Origin of the sequence: Leucobacter shiyiweii (assembly GCF_052446065.1) — a bacterium.
GTDB lineage: Bacteria > Actinomycetota > Actinomycetes > Actinomycetales > Microbacteriaceae > Leucobacter.
Window position 1 is genome coordinate 554888 of the sequence record NZ_CM127080.1, and the last position, 14441, is coordinate 569328.

17 protein-coding genes are annotated in these 14441 nt (G+C 64.5%); 7 read left to right on the forward strand and 10 right to left on the reverse strand.

The window, feature by feature from the left end:
- Positions 1–10: 10 nt before the first annotated feature.
- Positions 11–1432: an argininosuccinate synthase gene (gene argG, locus ACTNFJ_RS02665; RefSeq protein WP_435906659.1), complete on the forward strand. Its 1422-nt coding sequence runs from the start codon at positions 11–13 to the stop codon at positions 1430–1432.
- A gap of 137 nt (positions 1433–1569) precedes the next feature.
- Here the strand turns inward: argG and ACTNFJ_RS02670 are convergent, their stop codons facing one another.
- Positions 1570–1818, reverse strand: a complete 249-nt coding sequence (locus ACTNFJ_RS02670; protein ID WP_433646905.1) for a WhiB family transcriptional regulator — start codon at positions 1816–1818, stop codon at positions 1570–1572.
- A 184-nt stretch (positions 1819–2002) separates the two neighbouring features.
- Between ACTNFJ_RS02670 and ACTNFJ_RS02675 the strand changes: the two genes are divergently transcribed.
- Complete coding sequence (locus ACTNFJ_RS02675; protein WP_435906658.1) at positions 2003–2428, forward strand: hypothetical protein; 426 nt, start codon at positions 2003–2005, stop codon at positions 2426–2428.
- Here the strand turns inward: ACTNFJ_RS02675 and bcp are convergent.
- The 3 genes from bcp to aroA are packed head-to-tail and all read right to left on the reverse strand — an operon-like array spanning position 2425 to position 5611.
- Positions 2425–2898 carry a thioredoxin-dependent thiol peroxidase gene (bcp, locus tag ACTNFJ_RS02680; protein WP_435906657.1) on the reverse strand — a complete coding sequence of 158 codons (474 nt, stop codon included), beginning with the start codon at positions 2896–2898 and terminating at the stop codon, positions 2425–2427. The genes ACTNFJ_RS02675 and bcp overlap by 4 nt on opposite strands.
- Positions 2899–2921: 23 nt before the next feature.
- Positions 2922–3986: a ribosome small subunit-dependent GTPase A gene (gene rsgA, locus ACTNFJ_RS02685; RefSeq protein ID WP_435906656.1), complete on the reverse strand. Its 1065-nt coding sequence runs from the start codon at positions 3984–3986 to the stop codon at positions 2922–2924.
- The gene (gene aroA, locus ACTNFJ_RS02690) at positions 3983–5611 is read right to left on the reverse strand and encodes a 3-phosphoshikimate 1-carboxyvinyltransferase (protein ID WP_435906655.1); all 1629 of its coding nucleotides are present in this window, start codon (positions 5609–5611) and stop codon (positions 3983–3985) included. The genes rsgA and aroA overlap by 4 nt, the downstream gene beginning before the upstream one ends.
- A gap of 254 nt (positions 5612–5865) precedes the next feature.
- Here aroA and ACTNFJ_RS02695 point away from each other — a divergent pair, with 254 nt between their 5' ends.
- On the forward strand, positions 5866–6423 hold the full coding sequence (locus ACTNFJ_RS02695) for a sigma-70 family RNA polymerase sigma factor (RefSeq protein ID WP_435909733.1): 558 nt from the start codon (positions 5866–5868) through the stop codon (positions 6421–6423).
- Positions 6420–6656, forward strand: a complete 237-nt coding sequence (locus tag ACTNFJ_RS02700) for a zf-HC2 domain-containing protein (RefSeq protein ID WP_435906653.1) — start codon at positions 6420–6422, stop codon at positions 6654–6656. The genes ACTNFJ_RS02695 and ACTNFJ_RS02700 overlap by 4 nt, the downstream gene beginning before the upstream one ends.
- Before the next feature lie 2 nt (positions 6657–6658).
- Here ACTNFJ_RS02700 and ACTNFJ_RS02705 read toward each other — a convergent pair whose 3' ends face one another.
- From ACTNFJ_RS02705 to pdxS, 4 genes are all read right to left on the reverse strand, one after another.
- Complete coding sequence (locus ACTNFJ_RS02705) at positions 6659–7069, reverse strand: Fe-S oxidoreductase (protein WP_435906652.1); 411 nt, start codon at positions 7067–7069, stop codon at positions 6659–6661.
- Positions 7070–7180: 111 nt separating this feature from the next.
- Positions 7181–8017 (reverse strand): DUF3097 family protein, encoded by an 837-nt coding sequence (locus tag ACTNFJ_RS02710; protein ID WP_435906651.1) that lies wholly within the window; start codon positions 8015–8017, stop codon positions 7181–7183.
- A 25-nt stretch (positions 8018–8042) separates the two neighbouring features.
- The gene (pdxT, locus tag ACTNFJ_RS02715) at positions 8043–8714 is read right to left on the reverse strand and encodes a pyridoxal 5'-phosphate synthase glutaminase subunit PdxT (RefSeq protein WP_435906650.1); all 672 of its coding nucleotides are present in this window, start codon (positions 8712–8714) and stop codon (positions 8043–8045) included.
- A gap of 5 nt (positions 8715–8719) precedes the next feature.
- The gene (pdxS, locus tag ACTNFJ_RS02720; RefSeq protein ID WP_435906649.1) at positions 8720–9628 is read right to left on the reverse strand and encodes a pyridoxal 5'-phosphate synthase lyase subunit PdxS; all 909 of its coding nucleotides are present in this window, start codon (positions 9626–9628) and stop codon (positions 8720–8722) included.
- 95 nt (positions 9629–9723) lie between these two features.
- Here pdxS and pdxR point away from each other — a divergent pair, with 95 nt between their 5' ends.
- Together pdxR and ACTNFJ_RS02730 are read left to right on the forward strand one after the other, a co-directional pair.
- Positions 9724–11247, forward strand: coding sequence for a MocR-like pyridoxine biosynthesis transcription factor PdxR (pdxR, locus tag ACTNFJ_RS02725; protein WP_435906648.1), 1524 nt, complete (start codon positions 9724–9726; stop codon positions 11245–11247).
- Positions 11248–11320: 73 nt separating this feature from the next.
- Complete coding sequence (locus tag ACTNFJ_RS02730) at positions 11321–11971, forward strand: asparagine synthase (RefSeq protein ID WP_435906647.1); 651 nt, start codon at positions 11321–11323, stop codon at positions 11969–11971.
- A gap of 44 nt (positions 11972–12015) precedes the next feature.
- Here ACTNFJ_RS02730 and ACTNFJ_RS02735 read toward each other — a convergent pair whose 3' ends face one another.
- Positions 12016–12336, reverse strand: coding sequence for a GNAT family N-acetyltransferase (locus ACTNFJ_RS02735; protein WP_435906646.1), 321 nt, complete (start codon positions 12334–12336; stop codon positions 12016–12018).
- 9 nt (positions 12337–12345) lie between these two features.
- Positions 12346–12852, reverse strand: a complete 507-nt coding sequence (locus tag ACTNFJ_RS02740; RefSeq protein WP_435906645.1) for an MFS transporter — start codon at positions 12850–12852, stop codon at positions 12346–12348.
- Between the two features lie 231 nt (positions 12853–13083).
- Here ACTNFJ_RS02740 and ACTNFJ_RS02745 point away from each other — a divergent pair, with 231 nt between their 5' ends.
- Positions 13084–14397: an MFS transporter gene (locus tag ACTNFJ_RS02745; protein WP_435906644.1), complete on the forward strand. Its 1314-nt coding sequence runs from the start codon at positions 13084–13086 to the stop codon at positions 14395–14397.
- The last annotated feature ends 44 nt before the right edge of the window (positions 14398–14441 follow it).

Genomic DNA, 14441 nt, shown 5'->3' on the forward strand with positions numbered 1-14441 from the left:
ACTAGAGAGCATGTCTAAGGTCCTTTCTTCCCTTCCCGTTGGCGAGCGCGTCGGCATCGCTTTTTCCGGAGGTCTCGACACCAGTTGCGCGGTCGCGTGGATGCGCGAAAAGGGTGCGGTTCCCTGCACCTACACCGCTGACATCGGTCAGTACGACGAGCCAGATATTGACGGTGTCGCTGGCCGAGCCAAAGAATACGGTGCCGAGATCGCTCGACTCGTCGACGCGAAGCTTCCGCTCGTGGAAGAGGGGTTTGTTGCCCTGCAGTGCGGCGCCTTCAACGTGCGCTCCGGCGGCAAGACATACTTCAACACCACCCCGCTTGGCCGTGCCGTCACCGGCACCCTGCTGGTACGTGCAATGAAAGACGACGGCGTTGACATCTGGGGCGACGGCTCCACCTACAAGGGCAATGACATCGAGCGGTTCTACCGTTACGGTCTCATGGCGAACCCGCGTCTGCGAATTTACAAGCCCTGGCTTGACTCGAGCTTTGTCGAAGAACTCGGCGGTCGCCACGAGATGAGTGAGTGGCTCGTCGCGCGCGGCTTCCCCTACCGAGACGCGACCGAAAAGGCCTATTCGACTGACGCGAACATCTGGGGCGCGACGCACGAGGCGAAAAGGCTTGAGTTTCTCGACACCGGGCTCGACATCATCGAGCCGATCATGGGCGTTGCTGCGTGGCGTGATGACGTTGAGGTCGCTACGGAAGAGGTGTCGGTCACGTTCGAGGCCGGTCGTCCGGTCGCGATTAATGGCGTTGAATTTGCGGATCCCGTCGCCCTCGTGCTCGAGGCCAATGCGATCGGTGGTCGTCACGGGCTCGGCGTCAGTGATCAGATTGAGAACCGCATCATCGAAGCGAAATCGCGCGGCATCTACGAGGCCCCCGGAATGGCCTTGCTCCATATCGCCTACGAGCGTCTGCTGAACGCGATCCACAACGAGGATACGGTCGCGTCGTACCACAACGAGGGGCGTCGCTTGGGTCGCCTGATGTATGAGGGCCGGTGGCTCGACCCGCAGTCGCTCATGTTGCGCGAGTCGATTCAGCGCTGGGTAGGCACCGCCATTTCAGGCGAGGTTACGCTGCGACTGCGTCGCGGTGACGATTACACGATCCTCAACACCACCGGTCCAAACCTCAGCTACCACCCCGAGAAGCTCTCGATGGAGCGTACTGTGGGCGCTGCCTTCGGCCCGGAGGATCGCATCGGTCAGCTCACCATGCGCAACCTCGACATTGCCGATTCGCGCGCGCGGCTGGAGCAGTACGCGCAGATGGGCCTCGTCGGCGGCCCGACCGCCGAGCTCGTGGGTGAGCTAGAGCGGGGCGGCGCCGAGGAGATCGCGGACGCGGTCTCGGGCATTGACGTTGAGGCCGACGAACTGGGCCTGTCGGCAGCCTTCGACTCCGGCACCGACTAGACACACGCAAGAAGTAAGCCCCGAGCCAGCAGGCCGGGGCTTACTTGTTGTTGCCTTGGATCGGGCAACACGCCCTGCGGATAAACAGATGAACGCCCCGAGCCGCGATGGGCCCGGGGCGTTCACTCATTCAGGAATTAGGAGGCGCGGCGCGCGCGAGCGGCACGGCGCTTCAGCGCGCGACGCTCATCTTCGCTCAGCCCGCCCCAGACGCCGGAATCCTGGCCCGTGTCCATCGCGTACTGCAAGCACATTTCGGTGACCTTGCAGCGAGCGCACACCGACTTGGCGCGCTCGATCTGATCGACCGCCGGGCCGGTGTTGCCGACCGGAAAGAAAAGCTCAGGGTCTACTGTGAGGCAAGCTGCCTGTTCGCGCCAGTCCATGTGGTTCCTCCTTGTGTGCATGCGCGAAGAACCAAGGCCGGGTAGGTTAGGGATCTCGCGCAAAATGTAAATTGCGGGCTGAGGTTGCCCACCACGACGTGCGCGAAACTCGATGCATATATAGTTTCATGGTTGAAGGCGCAAATCAATAGTCAATTTGCAACCTGTTGGAAAGGATCCCGTAATGCGGAGTTCACACGAGGCCACCGGCCGTGCACGTTCCGCCTGGGGCGCACTGCTGGCGGTGTTGACAGTGGAAGCTTTCGGTGGGATTGCTGCCCTCGTGCCGATCACGACCGATTTCCTCGGCGCGAGCGATGAACCCCTGGGACCTCGACTGAGTATATTTCTCGCCGCACTTATTTCATGGGCGTGGGTGCTCTTCACGCTGTGGGGCGCCGCGCGCACGCGTGCTAGCTGGGCTCGCGGGTCCGCGATCACTCTGCATGTGCTCATTTTTGCGGCTGGCACCGGCGTGCTGCAGATGGGAGGGATGATCGGCGAGCCCTTGCTCGGGTGGGGGCTGGTGCTGCTTGCGCTCGTGGGCTTCTTCGCGGCTTTGCTCGCCCGCCCCATGGTTACCGACCCCGAATCGGGCCTCGCGGACTAGACGCCCAGCATCTTGCGCACCCGGGCGACGTGCCCGGTCGCCTTCACGTTGTAAAGCGCGTGAACGAGTGTGCCGTTCTCATCGATCACAAAGGTGGAGCGGATCACGCCGACTGAAATCTTGCCGTAGAGGCTTTTCTCGCCATAGGCGCCATAAGCCTGCAGCAGGTGATGATCCGGATCGCTGAGAAGCGGGTAGGGCAACTCGTCTCGCTCTGCGAATCGCTGTTGCTTTTCCGGGGCGTCGGGGGAGACGCCGAGTACCTCGTATCCCGCTGCCTGCAACGGTGCGAGCGAGTCACGGAAATCGCAGGCCTCGGTGGTGCAGCCTGGGGTCATGGCCGCTGGGTAGACGAACAGGATGATCCGCTTGCCCCGGAAGTCGCTGAGCGATACCGATACGCCATTCTGATCGAGTGCGGTGAAATCTGGGGCTGCCTGGCCGGCTTCAAGTACGACGCGTTCATTCATGACCCCAGCCTAGCGAAACAGAGCTAGTGCAACAGGCGCCGCAGCGACTCCACGCGGGCCGTGCCTGCCGCATCCAGCCGCCCGTCTGCGATTGCCGCGTCGAGCTCACAGTCAGGCGCGTCGCCGAAATGTGTGCACCCGCGCGGGCACATGTCAATGAGGGAGGCTAGATCCACAAATCCTCGAAGTACCCCGTCGCTCGTCACATGCCCGAGCCCGAACGACCGGACACCGGGGGTGTCGATGACCCAGCCGTACTCGCCGCCCACGCAGCCGGGAGTGAGCGCACGCAGCGCCACAGAGGAGGAGGAGGTGTGGCGTCCGCGCCCGGTGACCTCGTTGACGTGCCCGATGGCACGGAGCGCATCGGGAACGAGCGCGTTGATCAGCGTTGACTTTCCGACGCCCGAGTGCCCCACGAACACCGTCGTCTTGCCCGCGAGCGCGTCACGGATATCCTCGAGTGGTTCGTCACCCGGACGTGAACGGAATACCGGCACCTCCAGCGCAGCGAAGTGGGAGAGGAACGGTTCGGGGTCTGCGACATCGGTTTTCGTGATGCAAATCAGCGGCGCGATGCCCGCGTCGTAGGCGGCGACGAGGTAGCGATCCACCAGCCGCACCCGAGGCTCGGGGTTGGCCGCCGCAATAACAATGAGCATCTGGTCAGCGTTCGCGACCATCACGCGTTCGAGGCGATCAGAGTCGTCGGCGCTCCGTCGCAGCGTAGTGCGACGCTCCTCGATTCCGACAATTCGGGCGAGTGATCCCTCGTTCCCGCTCGTGTCGCCGACCAACTGAGCGAGGTCTCCGATCACGATGGGGGTGCGGTGGAGCTCGCGTGCGCGAGCTGCGGTGACTGTTCGCTCAAGATCTCTCTCGACGGATCGAGAGCCGCCCACGAGCACCTGGTACCGCCCGCGGTCCACACCAGTGACCATACCGATCACTGCGTCGGAATGCTCGGGGCGCCGCTTCGTGCGCGGTCGATTGGCCTTCGGGTTGGGTCGCTGCCGCACCTCAAGGTCCGCGTAGGCGCCGTAGGGCTCGTATGCATCTGCGTCGTCGTCGACGGGAAGCCAGCTCATGCGCCCGACACACCGCCCGAGAGATCGACCCCGCCGGCCTCGCCACTGCCGAGCGAACCGCTCTCGCCAGAGCCGAAGAGAATCCCGATCGCGGTAAGGCCACCGGTGCCCCCGGCTAAGCCGGTGGCCGTTGGGCGACCGGGCGGCTGATTCGCGCCGAGGCCTGGATTGAGATCGAGGTTCGCTCCCATTCCCGGACCGGAACCCGGGGCGTATCCCGTAGCCCCGCCGGTTGAGCCCGTTGGCACTGGAGCGCCTAGCATGCGTTCCCAGAGTGCGGTGAACTGCGGCAGGGTTTTTGCGGTGCTCTCCACATCTTCGATTTCGACCCCCGGTGTGCGCAATCCCAAGAGCGCACCGGTCGTGGCCATCCGATGGTCAGCGTATGATTTCCACAGCCCATCGTGCAGGGTCGCGGGGCGGATCGCGATGCCGTCCTCAAGTTCCTCCGCGTCGCCGCCAAGGCCGCGAATCTCAGATACAAGCGCGGCGATGCGATCGGTTTCGTGGTGTCGAATGTGCCCGATGCCCGTGATCTCGCTCGGTCCATCGGCGAGCGCCGCGAGCCCCACCAGCGTCGGTGCCAGTTCGCCTGCTTCAGGCACGTGCAACCGAACACCGCCGACTCGGCCTGAGCCGGTGACGGTGAGCGATCCGCTCCCCGAAAGGCCCGGAGCATACGTCACCTCGGCGCCAAACGCTGGCAGCAACTCGCGCAGCTGGTCGCCGACCTGGGTGGTCTTGGCAGGCCAATTCGGCACGGTCACCTGGCCGCCTACGACGAGTGCGGCCGCGAGAAACGGCGCCGCGTTCGACAAATCAGGCTCGATCGTGAGGTCGCGTGCGCGGATCGACCCAGGAGCTACTCGCCACTCGCCCGGTGCGGGGCTGTCGGCCTCGACGCCGCGCGCACGCAGCGTTTCGAGTGTCATCTCGATGTGCGGCACGCTGGGCAGTCGCGATCCCGTGTGGATTACGTGAACACCCTCCTCGAAACGCGCTGCGCTCAGCAACAGTCCCGACACAAACTGGCTTGAGAGCGACGCGTCGAGTTCGACACGGCCGCCGCGCAGGGTTCCCGTGCCGTGCACAGTAAAGGGGAGTGCCCCACGGCCCTCGTCCGCGATGTCGGCACCGAGCGCACGCAGGGCCTCGAGGATCGCACGCATGGGACGCTTGCGCGCGTAGGGGTCGCCGTCGAAGGCGGTCGGGCCGAGCGCGAGAGCCGCGACCGGAGGCATGAAACGCATCACGGTGCCCGCCAGGCCACACTCGATGGTGGTCGACCCGGTCAGCGTCTCGGCGGGTGTAATGCGCAGGTCTGGCCCAAACGGGCCGGAGGCGCCAAACTCTTCAATGGTGGTGCCGAGCGCGCGCAAAGCTTCGATCATCAGCGCAGAGTCGCGCGAGTGCAGAGGTGCCCGAAGAATGCTCGGGCCGTCGGCAAGCGCAGCCAGGATCAGTTCTCGCCCGGTCAGCGACTTCGACCCGGGGAGAGCAACTGTTGCGGCGAGCCGGCCCGAGGCCATGGGTGCCGACCAGGGCACGGTCGCGCTGGTGGTCGCATCGCCTTGGCCCGCCGGGTCCTCGTCATCACGTCCGGCGTTTAGCTTGGCGATCAGCATGGTTGAGGCAGCTCCAACAGGGAATATTTCGCGGGTGACAGTCGTTGTGAAGTGTACCGGCACACGATGGGAAACTGGGAGACGGCATGGCTAGACGGACGCTGCTCGAACGGGCAGACACGCTCGCCCGGGCAGAGAGAGACCGCGTGCAGCGAGCGCGGATCCGGCCCCCGGTAAGCTGTCGAAGTGTGAGCCGCACCGAACCCACATCCTCTGAACGCGTCGAGATTGAGCGCCGGTTCACCCGCGATGCCATGCCGTATCTTGATCAGCTCTACGGTGCGGCGATGAAGATGACGCGCAATCCGCAAGACGCGCAAGACCTCGTGCAAGACACCTTCATGAAGGCTTTCGCGGCATTCGAGAGTTTCACCGAGGGCACGAATCTCAAAGCCTGGCTGTACCGGATCATGACGAATGCGTACATCAATACGTACCGCAAAAAACAACGCGAACCGTACCTCGGTGTCGTTGAAGATCTCGAAGATTGGCAGTTGGGCGGCGCCGAATCGACGACCGCGATGGCCTCGCGCTCGGCCGAGGCAGAGGCGATCGACCGCACCCCCGCGACGGTGGTTACCGACGCCCTGAACGACCTCGCCGAAGAATTTCGTATGGTGGTCTACCTCGCCGACGTCGAGGGGTTTAGCTACCAAGAAATTGCCGACATTATCGAGCGTCCGATCGGCACGGTGATGAGCCGGCTGCATCGCGGTCGGGCGAAGTTGCGCAGCGTGCTCGTTGAGTATGCAAAGGAACAGGGCGTCGGCCTCGGTGCACACAGCGACACGAATGCGGGAGGTGCACGATGAGCGGATGCGGCTGCGAATACGCGCAGGCTAACCTCGAGGAACTTATTCGCGGCGAGTTGTGCGCGACAGATTCTGAGACCATCCGCGAGCACCTGGACGAGTGCCCGGAGTGCCGTGACGAGCAGCAGGTCTTCGAAAAACTGACGGTCGCGGTGCGGCGCGCGTGCGAGGGAGCGGCTCCACCGACCCTGCGCGAAGCGATTCTCGGGTCGATGCGCGACCTTCACTCCTAGACTCAGCCCCGCGCGCTGCTCCCGGGCTTCGCGAGGTACCCGCCGTCTGCGAGGCCCGCCTCAATCTCGAACCGATTTCGCAGCGGATCTCGCCCAGCGAACAGATACAGAACAGGCAAGGCCATGCCGTAATGCCGCCACTGCTCCCGGTGAACCCGCTCGTGACGCAGCACGGCTTCACTCACGTTCTGTGCGGTGAGATAGCACCCGCCGACGCAGCTCCCGCCGCGGCCAAATGTCCATTTCGGCATGCCGGTGAAAACCCACAGTCCACCCCGGCGCTGGATCCGACCCGTGCTCCACAGGGCCCCCCAAGCGAATCCGACCGATGTCGCGTAGAGGTATCCGAGTCTGGCTAGCGGCCACGCGCGCTCGCCGCGAGATGTGGCCGAGGTGCCCTCCCGTTCACTCATGCGCCCGCCTGTCCGGCCGAGGTGAGGGCCGCTAGCGCGCGCGAGGAGGAGCCCTGCCACTCGGGCATCAGAACGTATGCGGGGTTTGCCATGTCTTTCCTTCGTTTGCGGTCAGGTACCCACGGTGACGAAATCGATGAGCTGCTCAACACGGCCCACGAGGCTCGGCTCCAGGTCGCGAAACGAACGCACCCGACCCCTGATGCGCGACCAGGCATCTGCGAGGTCGGCGGGCTCGTCCGAGGGCCACCCGAGTGCGCGGCAGATCCCGGCCTTCCACTCAACGCTCCGCGGAATCTCCGGCCAGGCACCCAGCCCCACCCGTTCGGGCTTGACGGACGCCCAAATGTCGACGAACGGGTGGCCAACGATGAGTACGTGAGCGCCGAACGGCCCGCGCTCGATGTTCTGTGCGATCCGCGTCTCCTTGCTGCCCTGGATCAGATGGTCGAGCAGCACACCCGCGCGTCGCTCCGCACTCGGCTTAAACTCTGCGAGCACCTGCTCCAAGTTGTCGGCGCCGTCAAGCAGTTCGACCACGACGCCCTCCACCCGCAAGTCGTCACCCCAGACCTGTTCGACGAGTTCGGCATCGTGCTTGCCCTCTACGAAGATGCGGCTGGGCATGGCGACCCTCGCGCGTTGTTCTCCTACTGCGAACGAACCCGACGCGGTGCGCTGACGCTGCGGTGCGCGCTGCGGCATACTCAGTGTCACGGGCAGCCCGTCTACGAGAAAGCCATCGGAGAGTGCGAATGCGCGCACCTTCCCGCGAAAATCCTCCAGGTGCACGAGGCCGTCTCGAGCCCCCACCACAGCACCGCACCATTCGGTCTCGGTGTGTTCGACCACCAGCCCACGAGCGAGGGGAACCTGCCTGCGCTGAGTAGGCCCGCGTCGGGACTTCATTGCCGCCACCGGGTCGTGGTCGTATCGGTCGTCGTGCACGCACCGAGTTTACCCCCGATCGTGGCTACCGTGCCTGCGCGAGAAGCGCGCGATGGAAGCCAGGATCGCCCGAAATCTCAGGGTGGAACGCGATACCAGTAATCGGTCCGAGCGGCAGCTGGGATCCCGGAATGGTGGTGTCCGAGGGGAGACCCGCTGGGAATGAGGTCGCCCCGAGAATCCGTCCGTCGCGGACCGCGATCACTCGGGCGCCGGGCCCGACTGCGGCGATCTCGGGTGCGCGGATCAGCGCGCCGCGCACATCTCCAAACGCGCCTGACCCGAAGACTCCGGCTGCCTGAATCGTGAACTCAGCCTCGCAGGAGGCAAGCTGTGCCCCCAATGCGTTGCGCCGCACGCTCGCGTCGAAAACGCCGAGCGTGCGCTGACCCGGTGCCGGATCCAGGACGTCTCGTGCAAGCAAGATGAGTCCCGCGCACGTGCCGAGGGTAGGGAGACCACCCGAGATCAGCCTGCGCAGCGGATCCGCAAGGTCGAAAAGACGCAGGAGTCGATCTTGTGTGCTCGATTCACCTCCGGGCAGCACGAGAGCGTCGAGCCTTGGCCCATCAGGCCCTGTGAAGTCGCTCTCGCGCCGCACCAGAATCACGTTCGCCCCCAGTTGCTCAAGCATCTGAGCGTGCTCGACCACCCCGCCCTGTAGGGCGAGTACCCCGGCTCGGATCGGCTGGGCCACCGGGCCTACCAGCCGCGCTGCGCGAGTCGGTGGGGGGCCGGGAGATCTGCGACGTTAATGCCGACCATGGCCTCGCCCAGCCCACGAGACACCTGGGCGATCACCCGCGGATCGTCGAAGCGCGCGGCGGCCTTGACAATCGCGGCGGCGCGCTTCGCCGGATCACCTGACTTGAATATGCCCGACCCTACGAAGACGCCGTCGGCGCCGAGCTGCATCATCATTGCTGCATCAGCGGGGGTGGCCACGCCACCTGCGGTAAACAGCACCACAGGGAGCTTGCCGGTGGACGCAACCTCCGCCACGAGGTCGTACGGGGCTTGGAGCTCTTTCGCCGCGACGTACAGCTCGTCCGGGTTCAGCGAGGTGAGTCGCACGATCTCACCCTTGATCGTGCGGATGTGTTTGGTTGCCTCCGAGACGTCGCCGGTGCCGGCTTCGCCTTTCGAACGAATCATCGCTGCCCCCTCGGCGATGCGCCGCAGCGCCTCGCCCAGGTTCGTTGCGCCACACACGAAGGGAACGGTAAATCCCTGCTTGTCGATGTGATTGACGTAGTCGGCGGGGGAGAGCACCTCGGACTCGTCGATGTAGTCGACCTCGAGCGCCTCGAGGATCTGTGCCTCGACGAAGTGGCCGATGCGGGCCTTGGCCATGACAGGTATCGAGACCGTTGCCTTGATCGCGTCGATGAGGTCAGGATCGCTCATGCGCGCGACTCCGCCCTGCGCGCGGATGTCGGCGGGGACGCGCTCGAGGGCCATGACCGCGACGGCGCCGGAGTCTTCAGCGATTCGCGCTTGTTCGGGAGTAACGACATCCATGATGACCCCGCCCTTCAGCATCTCGGCGAGGCCGCGCTTGACGAGGGGAGAGCCAGTGGTGGGTGTGTGAGCAGCGATGTGATGGGTCATGCGATCTACTTTTGCGGCCTGAGTGGTTCCTTACAAGTGCCAAAATCTCTGAATTGCAATAGACCAAGAAAGGATTCAAATGCGAGAATGTGCGTATGTCAGACGCCCGCACCGCATCCGAGCTGCCGATTTTTCTCGACCGCAGCGCTGAAGCCTCCCTTCCGGCACAACTCACGGCCGCATTGCGGGGCGCGATCGATGCAGAGACGCTCCGCCCCGGCGAGGTCGTGCCGGCCACCCGCACGTTGGCCGAGCGACTGGGGGTCGCCCGGGGCGTTGTCGTCACCGCGTATGAACAACTCATCGCAGAGGGATATCTGCTGGCCGGACATGGACGGGGCACACGAGTGAGCCCCGATCTCGCGAACGCGTTCACATCAGTGCGCTCACCTGCCGGCGCGAATACCCAGGCGTCGAGGGACAGTGTTCTGCGGATGACGGTCACCCCCTCGCCCGCGCGCAATTCTCGCCCCGGAGGCATCGGCGCAACACCTCTGGTTGGCCCACCGCCACTCGCGCCGGGGGTGCCAGACACGAGCGAAGTCGATCGCCCCGCGTGGCGCACCTCGTGGCGACACGCCGCTTTGCGGGCGCACGTCGAGGCTCCCGAACTGGGGGATCTGAGGCTACGGGCAGAGATAGCTGAGCATCTGCGTCGCATGCGGGGCACGACACGGCTAGCTGAGGATGTGATTGTGACAGCAGGTGCGCGCGAGGGTCTCGGGCTGTTGCTGACTGCGCTCGGTACTACCACCGGTCGGAGCTTGGTGGTTGGTGTGGAAGACCCCGGCTACCCTTCGCTGAGGCGCGTTGCCGCTCGGCACGGTGCGCAGATTGTGGCGCTTCCCGTAGACGCAGAGGGGCTCGACACCCAGGCGCTCCCCGTGGGCATGCTCGATGCGATCATCGTGACTCCCAGCCATCAGTACCCTCTCGGTGGATCACTGCCCCTCTCCCGGCGCCGCGAACTGTTGGCCTGGGCATCCCGCACCGGCGTCGTCGTCATTGAAGACGATTACGATTCGGAGCTGCGGCATACGGGTAGCCCGCTGCCGGCACTCGCGGCCTTGGACGACCCCGCAGGAGGTTCGGTTGTGCTCCTCGGCACATTTTCGAAGACCGTCTCGCAGTCACTTGCTGCGGGATTCCTGCTTGCACCGGCCAGGCTGCGCGACCTCATCGAGCCAGTGCGTCACGACCTGGGTGGTGCGGTATCTGCGGTGGTGCAGTCGGCGCTCGCCGACTATCTCGGCAGTGGCGAATTGCGCCGTCACACCGCGCGGATGCGTCGTCGTTACGCACTGCGGCGAGAACTGGTGCTCGATCGGCTGTCGGCCCTTCCCGGGGTTCAGGTGCGACCGATGAGCGGCGGCCTGCATGCTGTGCTCGAGTTTGAAGCTGGCGGGCAGGCCTCCGGAATTGAAGCAAAGGTGATCTCGCGATCCACTGCACAAGGGCTGGGTGCGGTGCCACTCAGTGGGTACTGGCAGCGGCACACACATGCGACCGAAAGATTCGGGCTGGTGATCGGAACGGGTGGGCCGAACGGAGTTCAATTCGCTCGTGCGCTCGGCTCCCTGCGCGAAATACTTGTTGATGAGCTCGGCGCCACGAACTGACGCATGAAATCGGTGTCGCGCGGGCCTCGTTCTGAGAGATACTGGGAAGACTATTGAGAGCGACAGGAGAAGTATGGTGTTCGGCTGGTTCAAGCGTCGTGGGCGCAGGCTTCCACGGAGGCTTCCCCAGCGTCAGCTTGCGCCAATCGCCGACATTGTGGAGCAGGGCCTGCTCGTCGCCGATGTCGCCGTGCGGATGAGCGTGAAGAACGCGATCATTATGAATGCGCTCAAACGCAAGGTCGACTACGACGAGCAAGAGATCGTCGACATGGTTCGCGACTCGATCACGGAACTCGCGCGCGAGCGCGAACGCGATGCCCAGCACATTGACCAGATGCGCAAGGAGATTCGGAGGACGGGCCGCAGCTCGTGGAGCGACTCGGAATACGGCGACGGAGACAACAGGACGCTTCGGCATCGTCAGGAGGTGTACGAGGGAGTTGCGGTCGAACTGCGTGCACGAGCCACGGATCCCGAGTACCTGCGGGTTACCACAGCGCGCGCGCGGGAAGCTGCCTGGCACGAGATAGGGAACTCTCTGAAAGAGCGCGCGACGCATCCGTACTACTCGGGAGGGGCGAGCGAGGAGTATCAGGCGGCGCGTGACGAGCGCATCGAGCTCCTGATTTCTCGCGACCTGACCGAGCTCATGCAACAGCACGGATCGGCCCCAGACAAGGGGAAGAAGCGTCGCCTGGGGAAGAAAGCGGGCGCGTCCTAGGTTTCATGGGTCGTGTGAATCCGCAGGCGAGATTCGGCCACTAGCTACCCGTCGGCCGTGCCAAGGAGCTCTGGGTGCTTCGCGAGATATCCCTCTATGAACCAGCACGAGGCCGCCACCCGGCGCCCACGAACGACCTCATCGGTAACTGCGCGGCGCGCGAGGAGCCCCGAGATCCCAGTGCCGCGGTATTGGGGCACTACGACAGTGTGATCAAAGTCAATTCCACTGGCGCCGAGCAGGCTGTAGTGCGCCTCGCCCACGACCTCGGCGTCTTTGATGACGACGAACCGCTGCCGATCGGGCTGGTGGATAATCTCGAAGCCGTCTGCGGTTGCGGCCTCTTCGCTGAGGTATCTTGCCATGCCCCCACCCTACGCCGGAGTGTTGCGGCGCGCGATTAGGAGCATGCTGGCCGTCAGTACTGCGAGGCCAGCGACCCCTACGCTCATCGGGAGTGCTGAATGCGTACCCCAAAGGCCGACCAGTGGAATGATGAGTGCTCCAGACAGGTACTGCGCGGTGCTCAGCAAGGCAGAGGCAGACCCGCGTGCGGCCCCACCCTGAGAGAGCGCCAGGGCGGTACTATTCGCCATCGTGATCGCAAACCCCGAAACAAGAAGGAAGCCGCTTCCGAAAAAAAGTGGGGGAGTGAGCGCGCCGCTCAGGGCAAGGAAGACAAAAACGAACCCAGCGGCTCCGAGGAAGGCTTGGCCCACCAGCAGCATCTGAAAGGCGCCAAATCGCGGTGCAACCCACATGTTGAGCACGCTGCCGGTGATCATGGCGGTGGCGGAAGCCCCAAACCACCAGGAGAACTCCTGGGGCGACACTCCCATGAGTTCGATCGCGATGAACGGGGAAGAGGAAATGTATGCCATTAACGCCGCGTAGGTCGCGCCCAGAATGAGTGCGTACAGAAGCCCAGTCGTGATTGCGTGATGACCTGGATCCTTCCTCCTGGGACGGGCGGATCGCGTTGGGAGGCTCTCAGTCCACACGCGGTCGATGAATTCTCAGACCGTCTCTCTCGATCGTAGGAGTACCGGCGAGTCATCGCCAACTCCGAGGTGACTGGGCGCGAAGCCCATAGACTCGGCACGTCGAAGGAGGTGGAATTGACCGAATCCACAGCACCCGCAGAACCTGTAGCGCCCGCAGAATTGTCACTGCAGGCAGCGCGTAAGGTCGCCGTCGCCGCGCTCGTTGGCACCGCGATGGAATGGTTCGACTACTATCTTTTCGGACTTGCCGCTGCGTTGGTGTTCAGTCGGCTGTACTTCACTGAGCTAGATCCGCAGGCCGCCGCGCTCGCCGCCTTCGCGACCTTTGGCGTGGGTTTTATCGCTCGGCCCCTGGGCGCAGTGCTCTTTGGCAGCCTGGGCGATCGCATCGGCCGCCGTCCAACGCTGATTCTGAGTGTCGTGTTGATCGGTGTTGCGACCGCGTTGATTGGCATGCTGCCTGATTTCTATGCGATTGGAATCGTTGCGCCGATCATGCTCGTGGTGCTGCGGCTCCTGCAGGGCGTCGCAGTCGGCGGCGAGTGGAGCGGCGCCATGACCATGGCGGTCGAACATGCGCCTCCTGCCTATCGCAACCGGCTCGCTGCGCTCGTGCAACTCTCCTCGCCCATCGCCACACTCCTCTCGAGCGGTGCGTTCACGCTGGTTCTCCTCCTGCCGCCAGAATCGTTCGATGCGTGGGGTTGGCGTCTCCCCTTTCTTGCGGCTCTCCCACTCCTGCTGGTAGCGGTGTATCTTCGAGTGGGCATCGAGGAATCCCCGGAGTTCACGCGGCTGGTGGCCACCGGTGAGCGGGTGCGGGTGCCAGTGGTGGAGTTGTTCCGCCGCACTCCCGGCCGTCTCGCCATCGCGATCCTCGTCTCGCTTCTCGGCGTCGGTGGCTTCTACTTCATGAACACCTTCCTCGTGAACTTCGGTGCCAACGAACGCGGTCTCGACCGACAACTGATGGTGAACGCCACACTCATCGCCGCGGTCGTGCAGGTCGGCGTCACCCTGCTTTCCGGTCGGCTAGCCGAACGCTTCGGCCCGGGTCGCGTCACCGCCTGGGGAGGGCTCGCGACCGCGCTCGTCGCGTTCCCGGTGTTCTGGCTGATCGATAGCCGATCTCCCGCAGCCGCGATCCTTGCTGTCAGTCTGGGCCTCGCCACAGTGATCCTCGCCTACGGAGTAGCGGGCCCAACCCTCGCCATGCTGTTCCCGGCCGAGCTGCGATACTCGGGTGTCAGCCTGGGGTACAACCTTGCCGCGGTCGTGGGCGGTTTCCTGCCGTTCGCAGCGCAGGCCTCGCTCGGCTGGTCTGGTGGGGGATCGTGGGGTCCGGCGATCCTCTTTGCCGTCTTCGGCCTCGCAACCGCTCTGGGCGGCGTCCTCGCCCGGAGGGTCGCGGCGGGGGACTGACGCATTCGCGGTCACCGCCGCCGTCGACACGGAACGCGGCCAGA

What these genes read in the sequence shown, in the direction of transcription:
- ACTNFJ_RS02735 (WP_435906646.1), bottom strand. Translation starts at nt 12,336, where the DNA reads ATGGCAAGATACCTCAGCGAAGAGGCCGCAACCGCAGACGGCTTCGAG.
- bcp (WP_435906657.1), bottom strand. Translation starts at nt 2,898, where the DNA reads ATGAATGAACGCGTCGTACTTGAAGCCGGCCAGGCAGCCCCAGATTTC.
- ACTNFJ_RS02740 (WP_435906645.1), bottom strand. Translation starts at nt 12,852, where the DNA reads ATGGCATACATTTCCTCTTCCCCGTTCATCGCGATCGAACTCATGGGA.
- pdxR (WP_435906648.1), top strand. Translation starts at nt 9,724, where the DNA reads ATGTCAGACGCCCGCACCGCATCCGAGCTGCCGATTTTTCTCGACCGC.
- ACTNFJ_RS02705 (WP_435906652.1), bottom strand. Translation starts at nt 7,069, where the DNA reads ATGAGTGAACGGGAGGGCACCTCGGCCACATCTCGCGGCGAGCGCGCG.
- ACTNFJ_RS02700 (WP_435906653.1), top strand. Translation starts at nt 6,420, where the DNA reads ATGAGCGGATGCGGCTGCGAATACGCGCAGGCTAACCTCGAGGAACTT.
- ACTNFJ_RS02675 (WP_435906658.1), top strand. Translation starts at nt 2,003, where the DNA reads ATGCGGAGTTCACACGAGGCCACCGGCCGTGCACGTTCCGCCTGGGGC.
- ACTNFJ_RS02730 (WP_435906647.1), top strand. Translation starts at nt 11,321, where the DNA reads ATGGTGTTCGGCTGGTTCAAGCGTCGTGGGCGCAGGCTTCCACGGAGG.
- ACTNFJ_RS02695 (WP_435909733.1), top strand. Translation starts at nt 5,866, where the DNA reads ATGCCGTATCTTGATCAGCTCTACGGTGCGGCGATGAAGATGACGCGC.
- ACTNFJ_RS02670 (WP_433646905.1), bottom strand. Translation starts at nt 1,818, where the DNA reads ATGGACTGGCGCGAACAGGCAGCTTGCCTCACAGTAGACCCTGAGCTT.
- rsgA (WP_435906656.1), bottom strand. Translation starts at nt 3,986, where the DNA reads ATGAGCTGGCTTCCCGTCGACGACGACGCAGATGCATACGAGCCCTAC.
- aroA (WP_435906655.1), bottom strand. Translation starts at nt 5,611, where the DNA reads ATGCTGATCGCCAAGCTAAACGCCGGACGTGATGACGAGGACCCGGCG.
- argG (WP_435906659.1), top strand. Translation starts at nt 11, where the DNA reads ATGTCTAAGGTCCTTTCTTCCCTTCCCGTTGGCGAGCGCGTCGGCATC.
- pdxS (WP_435906649.1), bottom strand. Translation starts at nt 9,628, where the DNA reads ATGACCCATCACATCGCTGCTCACACACCCACCACTGGCTCTCCCCTC.